14 protein-coding genes are annotated in these 14,182 nt (G+C 76.3%); 13 read left to right on the top strand and 1 reads right to left on the bottom strand.

The window, feature by feature from the left end; all coding sequences use genetic code 11:
- Positions 1–124 precede the first annotated feature (124 nt).
- From ATL51_RS12130 to ATL51_RS28180, 13 genes are all read left to right on the top strand, one after another.
- On the top strand, positions 125–1,936 hold the full coding sequence (locus ATL51_RS12130; protein ID WP_100878684.1) for a helix-turn-helix domain-containing protein: 1,812 nt from the start codon (positions 125–127) through the stop codon (positions 1,934–1,936).
- 11 nt (positions 1,937–1,947) lie between these two features.
- On the top strand, positions 1,948–2,565 hold the full coding sequence (locus tag ATL51_RS12135; protein WP_073576376.1) for a Maf family protein: 618 nt from the start codon (positions 1,948–1,950) through the stop codon (positions 2,563–2,565).
- 40 nt (positions 2,566–2,605) lie between these two features.
- A complete protein-coding gene (locus ATL51_RS12140) occupies positions 2,606–3,496 on the top strand; it encodes a sulfurtransferase (protein WP_073576377.1) in 891 nt (296 codons plus the stop codon).
- Positions 3,493–3,945: a SufE family protein gene (locus ATL51_RS12145; RefSeq protein ID WP_208622974.1), complete on the top strand. Its 453-nt coding sequence runs from the start codon at positions 3,493–3,495 to the stop codon at positions 3,943–3,945. The genes ATL51_RS12140 and ATL51_RS12145 overlap by 4 nt, the downstream gene beginning before the upstream one ends.
- A 167-nt stretch (positions 3,946–4,112) precedes the next feature.
- A complete protein-coding gene (locus tag ATL51_RS12150) occupies positions 4,113–5,060 on the top strand; it encodes a TIGR04222 domain-containing membrane protein (RefSeq protein ID WP_157818330.1) in 948 nt (315 codons plus the stop codon).
- 92 nt (positions 5,061–5,152) lie between these two features.
- Positions 5,153–6,046, top strand: a complete 894-nt coding sequence (locus ATL51_RS12155; protein ID WP_100878686.1) for a DUF692 domain-containing protein — start codon at positions 5,153–5,155, stop codon at positions 6,044–6,046.
- Positions 6,043–6,477: a hypothetical protein gene (locus ATL51_RS12160; RefSeq protein ID WP_157818331.1), complete on the top strand. Its 435-nt coding sequence runs from the start codon at positions 6,043–6,045 to the stop codon at positions 6,475–6,477. Before ATL51_RS12155 ends, ATL51_RS12160 begins: the two co-directional genes overlap by 4 nt.
- Before the next feature lie 114 nt (positions 6,478–6,591).
- Positions 6,592–8,370, top strand: coding sequence for an acetyl/propionyl/methylcrotonyl-CoA carboxylase subunit alpha (locus tag ATL51_RS12165; protein WP_100878688.1), 1,779 nt, complete (start codon positions 6,592–6,594; stop codon positions 8,368–8,370).
- Between the two features lie 14 nt (positions 8,371–8,384).
- Positions 8,385–8,969, top strand: coding sequence for a GNAT family N-acetyltransferase (locus tag ATL51_RS12170; protein WP_073576382.1), 585 nt, complete (start codon positions 8,385–8,387; stop codon positions 8,967–8,969).
- Positions 8,970–9,277: 308 nt separating this feature from the next.
- Positions 9,278–9,784 carry a hypothetical protein gene (locus ATL51_RS28170; protein WP_157818332.1) on the top strand — a complete coding sequence of 169 codons (507 nt, stop codon included), beginning with the start codon at positions 9,278–9,280 and terminating at the stop codon, positions 9,782–9,784.
- Between the two features lie 138 nt (positions 9,785–9,922).
- On the top strand, positions 9,923–10,288 hold the full coding sequence (locus ATL51_RS12180) for a hypothetical protein (RefSeq protein ID WP_157818333.1): 366 nt from the start codon (positions 9,923–9,925) through the stop codon (positions 10,286–10,288).
- The gene (locus ATL51_RS28175) at positions 10,285–11,979 is read left to right on the top strand and encodes a hypothetical protein (RefSeq protein WP_157818334.1); all 1,695 of its coding nucleotides are present in this window, start codon (positions 10,285–10,287) and stop codon (positions 11,977–11,979) included. Before ATL51_RS12180 ends, ATL51_RS28175 begins: the two co-directional genes overlap by 4 nt.
- Positions 11,972–12,754, top strand: coding sequence for an ESX secretion-associated protein EspG (locus ATL51_RS28180; RefSeq protein ID WP_157818335.1), 783 nt, complete (start codon positions 11,972–11,974; stop codon positions 12,752–12,754). The genes ATL51_RS28175 and ATL51_RS28180 overlap by 8 nt, the downstream gene beginning before the upstream one ends.
- Here the strand turns inward: ATL51_RS28180 and ATL51_RS12190 are convergent.
- On the bottom strand, positions 12,729–14,132 hold the full coding sequence (locus ATL51_RS12190) for an NAD(P)H-quinone dehydrogenase (protein ID WP_073576386.1): 1,404 nt from the start codon (positions 14,130–14,132) through the stop codon (positions 12,729–12,731). The genes ATL51_RS28180 and ATL51_RS12190 overlap by 26 nt on opposite strands.
- Positions 14,133–14,182 lie beyond the last annotated feature (50 nt).

Below are 14,182 nucleotides of genomic sequence, written 5' to 3' on the forward strand. Positions count from 1 at the left end.
GTCGCTGGAGGGTTCTGGCAGTTCGTCGCCGGGCCAGTCTCGGGAAGCCCGGGGCAGGCGTCCATGGTCGTATGCGCCTGTCTTGGTCGCAGGACATGGCGCGGACAGACATAGGGTCGGGCGCATGAAGCCGGCTCCGCCGTTCCCCGAGCCCAGCCAGGACGCGATCCTCCAGGCCGTCGGGCAGACAGCGCTGGACCTCGCGGACGTCGGCGACCGCGACGTCATGCTCGGCGCCGTACTGCGCCGCACCCGGGCGCTGCTCGGCGCGGACATGGCCTACTTCAGCCTCAACGACCTGCACTCCGGTACGACCTACATCGAGCTGACCGACGGCGTCCGCACACCGGAGTACCGCGCGATCCGGATGCCGTTCGGCACCGGTGTGCTGGGGCGGGCGGCGGCCGGCGCGGGCACGGTCGCCACCGCGGACTACCTGGCCGACCGGGCGCTCAACCACCTGTCGGGGATCGACACGATCGTGCGCGGCGAGGGTGTGCGGGCCATCGCCGGCGCCCCGATGCGCCTGGGCGGGCGGGTCGTGGGAGCGCTGCTCGTGGCCCACCGCGGACCCCGCACCCTCGGCCCGGCCGCCCGGACCGCGCTGGAGCACATGGCCGTGCAAGCCGCCGTCGCGCTGGAGCAGACCCGGCGCGGCGAGGAGATCCGGCGCCTGCGCACCACCCGCGACGACGGTTCCGACCCCGGCGCCCGGCTGCGCCTGGAACACCTCCTGCACCTCGACGAACGCCTCATGGGGGCGATGGCCGGCTCCACCGCCGAGGCGGCCGGGGTGTTCGCCGTGCTCGCCGAGTCCGTCGGGCACCCGCTCTCGCTGCACGACCCGTCCGGGGCGCTGCGCACGGGACGACGGCTGCTCACCCCCGAGGAGCTGGCCGGGTGGCGGTTGCGGTCGGCGGTCCGCACCTCCCAGCAGGCCGGTGGGGTCGCGATCGCGCACCTGCCCGGCGGCGGGACCTACGCGCTGCTCGCGATCACCACAGCGGGAGAGCACCTGGCGACCCTGGTCATGGAGGGCGCCGACGACGACGCCGTCGCCCGGCTGGCGCACGCCTCGGCGTTCATGACGGTCGCACTGCTCGTCGAGCGGGCGCTGGCCCAGGCCGACGAGACCGCCCAGACCACCCTGGTCGAGGAGCTCGTCGACAGCCGGGTCCCGCCGCGGCCGACGCTGGGGACCCGGCTCGCGCAGTACGGCCTCTCCCCCGACGCCCCGGCCACGGTGCTGGTCGTCGACGTCGACCCGGCCGGTGCGGTGACCGCGGCGCGGGCGGTCCGGGGGCTCGACGGGGCGGGCCGCTGGCTGGTGTCGGTGCACGACGGTCACGTGTGCGTGATCGCCGCCGGGACGACCGGCCCCGGCCCCGCGGGGACCGGCGCGGCACCGCTCGTCGCCGAGGGGCTCGCCGCGGCCGGGACGCCGTCGCTCGTCGGCGCCGCGCACAGCCCCTCGGGCGGGCCGTCGGACCTGCGCCGCGCGCACACCGAGGCCGCCGACGTCGCCGCGGCGGCCCGTGCCCTGGGCCGCACCACCGGGCACGCGGACTTCGCCTCGCTCGGCGCGGTCGGCGCGGTGATCCGGGACCGGACCGGCACCACGTCGCGGGAGATCGTCGGGCGCCACCTCGGCCCGGTCCTCGACTACGACCGGCGCCGGCGTACCCGGCTGGCCGAGACGCTGTGGCACTGGTTCGCCGCGGGCGAGCTGCTCGCCCCGGCCGCCGACGCGTTGTCGGTGCACCCGAACACCGTGCGCCAGCGCCTCGAACGCGTCGACGACCTGCTCGGACCGGACTGGCGCACCCCCGAGGGCCGCTTCCACCTGCACCTGGCGCTGCGCCTGCACCGCGTCGCCGGGCCGGACCGGACCACCGACCCGGTGGCGGACCACGGCTCCGCGGTGGCGGGCCGGTAGCGTCCGACGTCGTGCGCCTGGTTCTCGCCTCCGCCTCCCCCGCCCGCCTGTCGGTCCTGCGCGCCGCCGGGGCCGACCCCGCCGTGGAGGTCTCCGACGTCGACGAGGACGCCCTGCTCGCCGCGCACCCCGACGCCGACCCCGCGCGCAAGGTGACGCTGCTGGCCGCGGCCAAGGCCGCCGCCGTCGCCGACCGACTGACCGGTGACGGCGTGGTCGTGGGCTGCGACTCCATGCTGCTCGTCGACGGTGAGCTGGTCGGCAAACCGCACGACGCGGAGACCGCGCGGCGCCGCTGGAAGGCCATGGCCGGGCGCACCGGCGAGCTGCTGACCGGGCACGCCGTCCTGCGCCTGGCCGGCGGAGCGGTCGTGCAGGAGGCCGAGGGGCACGCCGGGACCGGGGTGCGCTTCGCCGAGCCGACCGACGCCGAGCTGGACGCCTACCTCGCCACCGGCGAGCCGCTGGAGGTCGCGGGCGCGTTCACCCTGGACGGGCTGGGCGGCTGGTTCGTCGAGGGTATCGACGGCGACCCGTCCAACGTGATCGGGATCAGCCTGCCGCTGCTGCGCCGCCTGCTGGGCGCGGTCGGGGTGTCGGTGGTCGATCTGTGGACGCCACGGTCCTGACCGCCGTGTGGGTGTCGGGGCACGCGGTTACCCTGCGGCCATGACTGTCGGACACGACCCCGACCCGAAGCTCGCCGAATACGCGCACCCCGAGCGCCTGGTCACCACCGCCTGGCTGGCGGAGCACCTGAAGGACCCCGGTCTGGTGGTCGTGGAGTCGGACGAGGACGTCCTGCTCTACGACACCGGGCACATCCCCGGCGCGGTGAAGGTCGACTGGCACACCGAGCTCAACGACCCGGTCACCCGTGACTACGTCGACGGCACCCGCTTCGCCGAGATCATGTCCGAGCGTGGCATCGGCCGGGACACCACGATCGTCGTCTACGGGGACCGGAACAACTGGTGGGCCGCCTACGCGCTGTGGGTGTTCTCCCTGTTCGGCCACACCGACGTGCGGCTGCTCGACGGCGGCCGGTCCAAGTGGGTCGCCGAGGGCCGCGAGATGGTCACCGACGCGCCCGCCCCGGCCCGGGCCGACTACCCGGTCGTCGAGCGCGACGACTCCGGCATCCGTGCCTTCAAGGACGACGTCCTCGCCCACCTGGGCAGGCCACTGGTCGACGTGCGGTCCCCGCAGGAGTACACCGGCGAGAAGCTGCACATGCCCGACTACCCGCAGGAGGGCGCGGTCCGCGGCGGGCACATCCCGGGCGCCGCGAGCGTCCCGTGGGCCCGCGCCGCCGCCGAGGACGGGTCCTTCAGGAGCCGTGCCGAGCTGTCCGCGATCTACGAGCAGGAGCAGGGGCTGTCGGCCTCGGACGACGTCGTCGCCTACTGCCGGATCGGTGAGCGTTCCAGCCACACCTGGTTCGTGCTGACGTACCTGCTGGGCTTCGACCGGGTCCGCAACTACGACGGCAGCTGGACCGAGTGGGGCAACGCCGTGCGCGTGCCGATCGTGCAGGGCGAGGAGCGCGGGTCCGCGTGAGCTCCACCGATCCGGGCACCCTGCCCCCCGATCTCGCCGAGCTGGTCGACGACTTCGCCGCGGTCGGCCCGAAGGACCGTCTCCAGCTGCTGCTGGAGCTGTCCCAGGAGCTGCCGGACCTGCCCGAGCGCTACGCCGAGACCGCGGACACGATGGAGCAGGTCCACGAGTGCCAGTCGCCGCTGTTCCTCGCCGTCGAGGTGGAGGACGGCGGTGAGCGGCCGGTGCACCTGTTCTTCTCCGCGCCGAAGGAGGCGCCGACCACCCGCGGGTTCGCCTCGATCATGGTGACCGGGCTGGACGGGCAGCCCGCCGCGACGGTGCTGGCCGTGCCGGACGACTTCTACACCGACCTCGGCCTCGCCGAGGCCGTCAGCCCGCTACGGCTGCGCGGCATCGCGGCGATGCTGGCGCGCATCAAGAACCAGGTGCGGGCCGCGACCGCCTGAGCCCCGCACACTCACTCCCGCGACAGCCGGGGTCACCGTCGGTGATCCCGGCTGTCGTCGTCCGCGCTCCTTCCTCAAGTCCACCTCAAATCGGTCACCCGGTCGGGGTGAGCGGGCGCACACTGCTTCGAACGACGAAGTGTCGCTCACCGCAGGGGGTGGTGGAGATGGGCACGAACCTCACCGGGGACACCTGGGGCATCCCGGGTCAGACCTTCCTGGTCCTCTACGTCGTCGCGCTGGTCCTGGTCTCCGGGATCGTGCTGCGCCGGCGGCGGACGATCGCGCAGGGGGATCCGCGCGGCGCCCGCACCCTCGACAGCAGGCCCGAGGACGTCGCGTACCTCAACGGCGGCCCCGAGCTGGCCGTGTACGCGGCCCTGTCGGCCATGCACGTCGACGGCAGTCTGGTCACCTCCGGCCGCACCACGGGCCAGGTGCGGGCGGGCCGGGTCCCCGGGCACGGCGCGTCGGCGCTGCAGCGGGCGATCCACCGCTCCGCGCAGCGTCTGACCCCGGGCCGGATGCTGGGCACCCACGAGCCGGTCCGCACCGAGCTGGCCCGGGCCGCGCAGCGGCTGGAGACCGCGGGGCTGCTGCTGTCCCCGGCCGACCGGGTCCGTTACCGGGCGACCGCCTGGCCGGTCGGGGTGCTCGCCCTGGCCGGTGCGGTCCGGATCGCCGCCGGTCTGGGCGGTGGGCGCCCGGTCGGGTTCCTGCTCGCGCTCGTCGCCGCCACCGCGGTGTTCGCCACGGTGCTCGCGACGCGGGTGCCCGACCGGACCCGGGCCGGGGACGCCGCGCTCACCGTCGTCCGGTCCCGGAACGACGCGCTGTCGCCGTCGATGCGCCCGGACTGGACGGCCGTCGGGCCCGCCGCGGCCGCGCTGTCGGTCGGCGCGTTCGGGGTCGGCGCGATGCTGGCCGCCGAGCCCGCCTTCGCCGAGGAGCTCGCCGCGCAGAAGCTCGCCACGCTCGGTGGGGCGCCCGCCGCGACCGGGGGCGGCTCCTCCGACGGCGGTGGCGTCGTCGGCTGGTCCGGCGGTGACAGTGGCGGGAGCAGCTGCGGCGGAGGCGGCGGGGGCTGTGGCGGCGGAGGCGGCTGCGGCGGCTGAGCCCGCGCGGGGGACCGGATCTGCCGTCCCCGCAGCTGCACCGTGGGGGGTGTGAAGCTGCGGGGACGGCTCGTACGGGCGGAGGTGGCGACATGACGGGTGTCCCGGGCGGGACCGGGGTCGGCTGGCGCAGCGGTGTCGCCGCCGTCCTCGACGACGTCGACGGTCTCGCGTTCCACGAGGTCATCGCCGAGTCGCTGCGCCCGGGCGCGGTGCCGGCGTCGCTGCGGCGCAGGCCGGTCGTCGTGCACGGGGTGCGGCTGTCGCCCGGCTCTCCCGAGGGCGTCGACCCGGGCAGGGTCGCCCACCTCGCGGCCTGCGCCGCGGCGACGGGTGCGGCGCTGGTCAGCGAGCACATCGCGTTCACCCGGGCCGGCGGGATCGAGGCGGGGCACCTGCTGCCGCTGCCCCGCACCCGCGAGGCGCTCGACGTGCTCGTCGCCAACGTGACGGCGACGCGCGCGGAGCTGGACGTCCCGCTGGCGCTGGAGCCGATCGCGGCCCTGTTCGACTGGCCCGACGACGAGTTCGACGAGGCGGGCTTCCTGCACCGGCTGCACGACCGGACCGGGGCGCCGCTGCTCCTGGACGTCGCGAACGTGTTCGTCAACGCCCGCAACCGGGGCCGTGACCCGCGGGCGGACGTCGACGCGCTGCTCGCCGGGCTTCCGCCCGGGGCGGTGGCCTACTGCCACGTCGCCGGGCACGCCGCCGACGCGGCGGGGCTGCTGCACGACACCCACACCGACCCCGTCCCGGACGCGGTGCTGGCGCTGCTGACCCACACCGTCGCGCAGCTGCCGGTGCCGCCACCGGTGATGCTGGAACGCGACGGCCGCTACCCGCCCGCCGCGGTGCTGCGCGCGGAGCTGGACGCCGTCGCGGCCGCCGCCGGGCACGCGGCGCCGTGCCGGGCGGGTGCGGGCGCCGGGCACGGGGCCGGGCCGGTGGCGGCGCCCGCCGCGGACGGGCCGGGCCCGACGTGAGCGACGGGCTCGCGCGGCGGCAGGCCGCGCTGGTGGCGGCGCTCGTCGCCGGCGGGACGGACCCGGCCGGGTTCGACGCGGCGCGCCTGGCCGCGACCCGGGCGGCGCTGCTGCGCAAGCGGGCCGGGCTCGTCGCCGCGGCGTGGCCGCTACTCGCCGCCGACGCCGGGGCGGACTGGCAGGCCCGGTTCGGCGCCCACTTCGAGGGCGTCGCCCCCTACGGCCCGGAGCGGGAGGGCTGGGACCTGGCCCGCGAGCTCGCGGCCGCCGGGCGGCTCGGTGCGGGCGCACGGCGCGAGCTGGCCGCACGCGAGGCGGCGCTGCACTACGACGGACGCACCGCCCCGCGACCCCGGAACCGCCTGTCCCGATGGTGGCACCGGTCACGACGGGAACGATCAGGGCCGAGGTCCGGGCCCTCGGACGGGTGACGACGTTGCCATCGCCACATTCCCCACCGGTAACTTCCGGCGGCTCTGCTCTTACACTCCGCCTAACCCTGCGCCGGAGCATCGGGCCGGCGCCGTGACCGGAGGAGTTCGACTGTGCCCGCACTGCGCAAAGTGCTCGTCGCCAACCGGGGAGAGATCGCCGTCCGCGTGATCCGAGCAGCGAAGGACGCGGGGCTTCAGAGCGTCGCCGTCTATGCCGACCCGGACCGGGACGCGATGTTCGTGCGGCTCGCCGACGAGGCCTTCGCGCTGGGTGGCTCCACCGCCGCCGAGTCCTACCTCGACATCGAGAAGGTCATCGGTGCCGCGAAGCAGGCCGGTGCCGACGCGATCCACCCCGGCTACGGCTTCCTGTCGGAGAACGCCGACTTCGCCCAGGCCGTGATCGACGCCGACCTCACCTGGATCGGCCCGTCGCCGCAGTCGATCCGCGACCTCGGCGACAAGGTGACCGCACGTCACATCGCCCTGAAGGCCGGCGCCCCGTTGGTGCCCGGCACCAAGGACCCGGTGAAGGACGCGGACGAGGTCATCGCCTTCGCCGACGAGCACGGCCTGCCGGTCGCGATCAAGGCCGCCTTCGGCGGTGGCGGGCGCGGCATGAAGGTCGCCCGCGAGCGCTCCGAGATCGCGGAGCTGTACGAGTCCGCGGTCCGTGAGGCCACCGCGGCGTTCGGCCGCGGCGAGTGCTTCGTCGAGCGCTACCTGGACAAGCCGCGCCACGTCGAGGCCCAGGTGCTGGCCGACCAGCACGGGAACGTCGTCGTCGTCGGGACGCGGGACTGCTCGCTGCAGCGCCGCTTCCAGAAGCTCGTCGAGGAGGCGCCCGCGCCGTTCCTGAGCGACGAGCAGCGCAAGACCCTGTACGACGCCTCGAAGGCGATCTGCAAGGAGGCCGGCTACTACGGCGCCGGCACCGTCGAGTTCCTGGTCGGCCAGGACGGCATGATCACCTTCCTCGAGGTCAACACCCGTCTGCAGGTCGAGCACCCGGTCTCGGAGGAGACCACCGGGATCGACCTGGTCCGCCAGATGTTCCGGATCGCCGAGGGCCAGGAGCTGGACTTCGACGACGACCCGCAGCCGCGCGGGCACGCGATCGAGTTCCGCATCAACGGCGAGGACGCCGGGCGCAACTTCCTGCCGGCGCCGGGCACCGTCGAGCGGATCTGGTACCCGGCCGGCCCGGGCGTCCGGATGGACGCGGGCGTCGAGGACGGCTCGGTCATCGGGGGTCAGTTCGACTCGCTGCTGGCCAAGCTGATCGTGTGGGGCAGCGACCGGCAGCAGGCGCTGCAGCGGGCCCGTCGCGCACTCGGCGAGTTCAAGGTCGAGGGCATGGCGACCGTGCTCGAGTTCCACCGTCTCGTCGTCGAGGACCCGGCCTACGCCGCCGAGACCCTCGAGGACTTCACCGTGCACACCCGCTGGATCGAGACCGAGTGGGACAACACCGTCCCGCCGTTCGAGGGCGGCGCGGGTGCCGAGGACGAGTCCGGCGAGCGGCAGACCGTCGTCGTCGAGGTCGGCGGGCGACGCCTGGAGGTCTCGCTGCCCGGTGACCTCGCCCTCGGCGGCGGCGGCAACGGCGGCGGCGCGGCCAAGTCGGCCCCACGCAAGCGCGGCGGCAAGGGCGGCGGCGGAGCGAAGGCCTCCGGCGACGCCGTCACCGCGCCGATGCAGGGCACGATCATCAAGGTCGCGGTCTCCGAGGGCGACACCGTCGAGGTGGGTGACCTGATCGTCGTCCTCGAGGCGATGAAGATGGAGAACCCGGTCACCGCGACCAAGGCCGGCACCGTGACCGGCCTGGACGCGGAGCAGGGCGCCTCGGTCACCCAGGGCACGGTCATCTGCGAGATCAAGGACTGAGTCCCCTGGACCAGGTGCCCGCCCCCGCTCCCGACCCGGTGCTCGACCCGGTCGAGATCAACGCCGGGACGTGGTACCTGCGCGGACCACGGCACGACGGCCGGGTGGACGACCGCCCGGCCGTCGCCGCGTCCTGCCGGGACCCGGAGATCCGGCGCTGGCGCAACCGTCCGGACCCGGCCGCCCCGGACTTCGACGAGCAGGTGACCGCGCACGTCGCGGACCGGATCGACGGCTGGGCCCGCGGCACCCGCTGTGCCTGGGCCGTCGCCGAGCCGACGACCGGGGAGATGCTCGGCGAGATCACCCTGGAGCACCTGGACATCGCCCACGGCACCGCCGAGCTGCGCTGCTGGACGCTGCCCGGCGCCCGCGGACGCGGCCTGGCCCGCACCGCGGCCGGGGCGGTCGTGCGCTTCGCCTTCGGCGGGCTCGGGTTGCACCGCGTCACCTGGATGCACGCCGAGCCGAACCGGGCGTCGGCCGCCGTCGCCGCGGCGCTGGGGTTCGTGCCGGAGGGGCGGCTGCGGGAGGCGTGGACCGTCGACGGCGAGCGGGTCGACGTCGTCGTGCTGGGGCGGTTGGTGGGCGAGGGCTGAGGCGGTCCGCGCGGCCCCGTCGCCCGCGCGTCGACAACCGCGTGCCGCGTTCCGTGGAACGCGCTGTGCCGACCGGGTCACCGCCCGTTGACCGGCACGTCGCGCCGTTCTAGCGTTCCCGGCGTGTCGCGCACGCCGTCCGGCGCCCGCGGCACGCAACGTCACAACTCCACAGCCGACCCGTGTGCCCGATCCACGGGGCCCGGAACTACCGCCACGCGGAGTACCGCGCCGCGGATCCGCTCGCCACGCAGGCCCAGCCGCGCCGTGAGCCGTCCCAGTTCGACCGAGACGTCACAGGATCCGTCATGCCCCCAGAGTTCGACATCGCGCCGACGACGTTCCATGTCACGACGCACGTCCACACCGACGGCCCGATCCCGGGCCCGCACTCCCTGCTCACCCTGACCTCCTCCGCGTACGGCGCGGACGGGGTCCTGATCGGCACCTTCACCGCCAACCTCCGGGAGCTCCCGGGGGCCACCCTGCACCCGACCGCGCTGGCGACCTGGCGCACCCGGGCGGAGGACTGGCTCCTGACCCGGCGGGCCTCGCGCCCACCGGGGCAGGTGGCGAACGACTACGCAGCCTGGGTCACCGACCTGGGCGAGCGTGCGCTGTTCGTCTCCGACCCGGAGGAACCGGACCACCTGTTCGTCTACTGGTACCTGCAGCGTTTCGCAGGCCGGTGGCCGTTCGCGGGGACCGTTCCCGCCCTCGGCGGGACTCCCCGGCCCTGGGCCCCACCGCCGTGCCCGCTGCGCGGGTGCGCCCCGGTCGAGGTCCCGGAGCCGACCGAGGTGACGGCGGCCTGACCGCGACACACACCCCCGTCCGCGCCGATGACCACCGGTGCGGACGGGGGTGTCGTCGTGTGCGGGCTTCGCGATCGCGACCGTTCCGCGGCGAACCGCCGCGGCGACGGCCGGCGCGGGCCTAGCGTGCGCCCGTCCGTGATCCGCCCGTCCGCACCGGAGGCCGACGTGCCCGACATCCACCCGGACCTGCGTGTCGACCCGGCCGCCCCGGCCGGGGCGGCGGAGGCGCTCGACCGGGCCGCGTCCCGGCTGGCCGTCGCGCTCCGCACCCTCGACGCCGACGCCCGCCGGGTCGAGCCGTGGCTGGGGGATCCGGCCAGCGCCGAGGCCGCCGCCCGCTACGCCGTCCACGCCGCGGACGGCCCCGACGCCGCGATCGGCCGGCTGCGCACCCTGCACGCGGAGCTGCTGCGGGCCCGCGACGCCGCCGGTGCCACCGGGCGTGCCTACACCCGCACCGAGGAGTCGACGACGGACGCGGTGAACCGGGGTGCCCGGTGACCGCGCCGCGCTGGGCGGGACTGAGCCACACCGAGATCGTCGCGATGGTGGCGGCCGGTCCGGGCCCCTCGGCGTCGGCCGGGGCGGAGCGGGCGTGGCGCGACGCCGCCGCCGCGCTCACCGACGTCCACCGCGAGCTGTCCGGGCAGGTCCGTGACCTGCCCGGAGGGTGGTCCGGCGGCACCGCGGACGGCGTCACCGTGGCGTTCGGGTCGCTGGACGGCTGGGTCGTCTCCGCCGCCGTCGACGCGGGCCGCACCGCCGACGCACTCGCCGCCCAGGCCGGGCTCGCCGCGGACCTCCGGGCCCGGATGCCGGCCGCCGCGGCGCCGACGCCGCCGGAGGCCGCACCCACCGGCCCGGCCCTGCTCGACGACTGGGCGGCCGCCGACCTCGCCGCGGGCAACTCGGCCGGCCGGGCCGCGGAGCTGATGGTCCGCTACGACGACGACACCCGCCTCACCGGCGCCCCGTGGACCGGGTGGGGTGCGTCCCCGGTCGTCACCCGCGACGGCACCGCCCCCGCCTCCCCCGCTGTCCCGGCCCTGTCGCCCGGCGGGCCCCCGCCCGGCCCCGGCGGCGACGCGGACCCGGCCCCGGACCCGGCGGGCGGCGCCGGGACGGGGACGACGGTGTTCGCGGGGATCGGCTTCGGCGGGATCACCGCGGCGGTGCTGACCGGGAACGGACGGGCCGGGGTGCCCGGGGCACGGCCGATCGACGTCGGCGGGCCCTCCTCCGGGCCGGCTCCCGCGACCGATGCCCCCCGCACCGGCACGCCCGGCGCACCCGGCACCGGCGACCTCCGGGCCGGTCCGGCGTCCCCCGCGGGCGCCGGCGTCCCGGACGGCGTCGACGGCACGGACCCCGGCGGCAGCAGCACCGCGGTGACCGCCGCGGTGCTCGCGGGCGGGGCGCTCGGCGGGGCCGGGATCGTGATCGGTGCCACGATCCGCCGGGAGCGGCAGGCCCGGGACGGACGCAGGCCCGCCGGGGGCGGCACGCCGCCCGGACACCCGCGCCCCGGCGACGCGGCCGGCCACGGGGCACCGTCCTGCGGTGTCGCCCAGGACCCGCCGGGTGACGGACCGCCGAGCGGGGCCGAGCACCGCCCGCCCTCCGGCGATGCGACGACCAGCGGCACCCGCGCCCCCAGCGGCACCCCGGCCGCCGACGGTGGGGCGCCGCCGGCGTCCGGTGGCCCCGCCCCGGACGGCGCCACCGGGAACACCGTGCCCGACGGCGGCCCCACGCCACACGCAGGCCCCGCTCCCGGTCCGACCACGAGCGACCGACCGTTCCCGGACGGAACCGGCGGCGGTGCCGCCCCCGGAGGCCCCGACGGTCCCCGGAGCCCGGTCCACCACGGCGTCACCACCGGTGACCTCGCCGTTCCCCACCCCGACGGCCCGGCGCCCCACGGCGCCGTCACACACGCCCGCCACGCCCCGCCGCCGATGCCGCCACCGGGCGACCCGGCCGTCCCCCCCGCCGGGGTGCCGGTGGGCGCGGTCCCGGCCGCCCCACACCCGGTCGCGGCGACCGTCGGCGCGCCCGCCGACCCCCGCACCCCGGCCTGGCGCCTCGTCGCCGACGAGCACGCCGCCCCCGACGACCCCCCGGAGCAGCCCGGTGCCCGAGCCGACCCCGGCGTCCTGCGCCCCGACGCCCGCTGGAGGGGCCGTGGCTGAGCCCGCGCCCTGGACCCCGTCGGCGCCGTTCGTGCTCACCGGCGCCGAGTTCGACGTCGTCTGGGAGCACCTGGGGCTCGGCGCCACCCCGGTGGCGCTGCGGCTGCCCTCCCCCGGGCGCACCCGCGAGGAACGACGCCGGGTCGTGGCGGCCGGCGTCGGCGGGCTGCGCGCCCGCGGCCTCGCCGGTCCGGCCGGACCCGACCCCGCGCTGGTACGGCTGCTGGCCCTGCTCGCCCGTCCCGACCGCCATCTGGAGGTGCGCGGCCGTCTCGACGACGGGCCGCTGCGCGCGGTCGCCGCCGAGCGCGACGGCGACGGCGTCCTCGCCGTCCACACCGGCGGAGCCGTCACCGTCACCGCGGCGGGCTCACCGGCACACGCCGCGGTGTCGGCCCTGCCCCGGCGCGCGCCGGGGCCCGGGCCCGCCGTGGCCCTGCCCACCACCGAGCTGGCCCGCCTCCTCGACGCGGACGCACACACCGATCCCGGCACGGACGGGGACGACGAGCAGCGGGCCCGGCTCGCACCGCTCTTCGCCGGGCCCACGCACCGTGCGCAGATCTGTGCCGTCCGGCACGACCGCTGGGGCAGCCCGTCGCGGCTGCCGGGGCACATCGCCGTCGTCGACACGCCGCGAGGGCGCTACCGGCTGACCCGCGGGACCGGCGCGCACGGCGGACCGGAGTGGTCCACCCTCGCCCCCGCGGGCGACGGCGAGCTGCGCGACCGGTGCGCGGAGCTGTTCTTCAGTCCAGGTCGGAGTGCTGCATGAGCTGACGGCCCGCCTCGGTGATCGACCCGGACAGCGACGGGTACACCGAGAACGTGTGGGCCAGGTCGTCCACGCCGAGCCCGTTCTGGACCGCCATCGCGATCGGCAGGATCAGCTCGCTCGCGACCGGGGCGACCACGACACCACCGATGACCACGCCGGACGCCGGGCGGCAGAACAGCTTCACGAAGCCGCGGCGCAGCCCGCGCATCTTGGCGCGCGGGTTCGTCGACAGCGGCAGCATCACGGTGCGGGCCGGGACCTCACCGGAGTCGATCGCGTTCTGGCTGATCCCGACGGTCGCGATCTCGGGGCGGGTGAACACGTTCGCCGCGACGGTCCGCAGCCGGATCGGGGACACGCCCTCGCCCAGCGCGTGCCACATCGCGATCCGGCCCTGCATGGCCGCGACCGAGGCGAGCATGAGCACCCCGGTGCAGTCGCCGGCCGCGTAGACGCCCGGCTCGGAGGTGCGCGAGACCTTGTCGACGGGGACGAACCCGCCGCGGTCGGTCTCGATGCCGATCTTCTCCAGGCCGAGGTCGGCGGTGTTCGGGATCGACCCGACGGTCATCAGGGCGTGCGAGCCCTCGACGACCCGGCCGTCGGACAGCGTGACGCGGACGCCGTCGCCGGTGTTCTCGACCGAGTCCGCGCGGGCGTGGGCGAGGATCTCGACGCCGCGCTCGGCGAAGACCTCCTCGAGCACGGCCGCGGCGTCGGCGTCCTCGTGCGGGAGGACCCGGTCACGGCTGGAGACCAGGCTGACCCGGCAGCCGAGCTCGACGTAGGCGGAGCAGAACTCCGCGCCCGTCACGCCCGACCCGATCACGATCAGGTGCTCCGGCAGCTCGTCGAGGTCGTAGAGCTGGCGCCAGTCGAGGATCCGGTCGCCGTCGGGCCGGGCGGAGTCCAGCACCCGCGGGGTGGCCCCGGTCGCGATGAGGACGACGTCGGCGACGAGCTCCTCGACCGTCCCGTCGGTGTGGGTGGCGGTCACCTCGTGCGCGGCGCGGGCCGCGGCGGGCCCGGCGAACTGCGCGGTGCCGGCGATGATCCGGACGCCCTCGTCCTCCAGCCGGGCCCGCACGTCGGCGGACTGGGCGAGAGCGAGGGACTTGACCCGCTCGTTGACCGCGGGCAGGTCGACCGCGGAGTTGCCGCGGTCCACCAGCACGCCGAGGTCCTCGGCACGGTGCAGGTCGACCCGGACGGCCGCGGAGGAGATGAAGGTCTTCGAGGGGACGCAGTCGTAGACGACGCAGGCGCCGCCCATCCCGTCCCGCTCGACGACGGTCACCTCGCTGCCGTGCTGTGCCGCGACGAGTGCGGCCTCGTACCCGGCCGGTCCGCCGCCCATGATGACGATGCGGGTCACGGGAGATCCCCCTGGAGAAGTCGATGGTGGTGGACCGGCAGGCGGTCCCG

Origin of the sequence: Pseudonocardia alni, assembly GCF_002813375.1 — a bacterium.
GTDB lineage: Bacteria > Actinomycetota > Actinomycetes > Mycobacteriales > Pseudonocardiaceae > Pseudonocardia > Pseudonocardia alni.

Bases quoted from the DNA above. Each gene is read 5' to 3' on its own strand.
- ATL51_RS12155 (WP_100878686.1), top strand. From the start codon at position 5,153: ATGACGGGTGTCCCGGGCGGGACCGGGGTCGGCTGGCGCAGCGGTGTC.
- ATL51_RS28170 (WP_157818332.1), top strand. From the start codon at position 9,278: ATGCCCCCAGAGTTCGACATCGCGCCGACGACGTTCCATGTCACGACG.
- ATL51_RS12150 (WP_157818330.1), top strand. From the start codon at position 4,113: ATGGGCACGAACCTCACCGGGGACACCTGGGGCATCCCGGGTCAGACC.
- ATL51_RS12140 (WP_073576377.1), top strand. From the start codon at position 2,606: ATGACTGTCGGACACGACCCCGACCCGAAGCTCGCCGAATACGCGCAC.
- ATL51_RS12130 (WP_100878684.1), top strand. From the start codon at position 125: ATGAAGCCGGCTCCGCCGTTCCCCGAGCCCAGCCAGGACGCGATCCTC.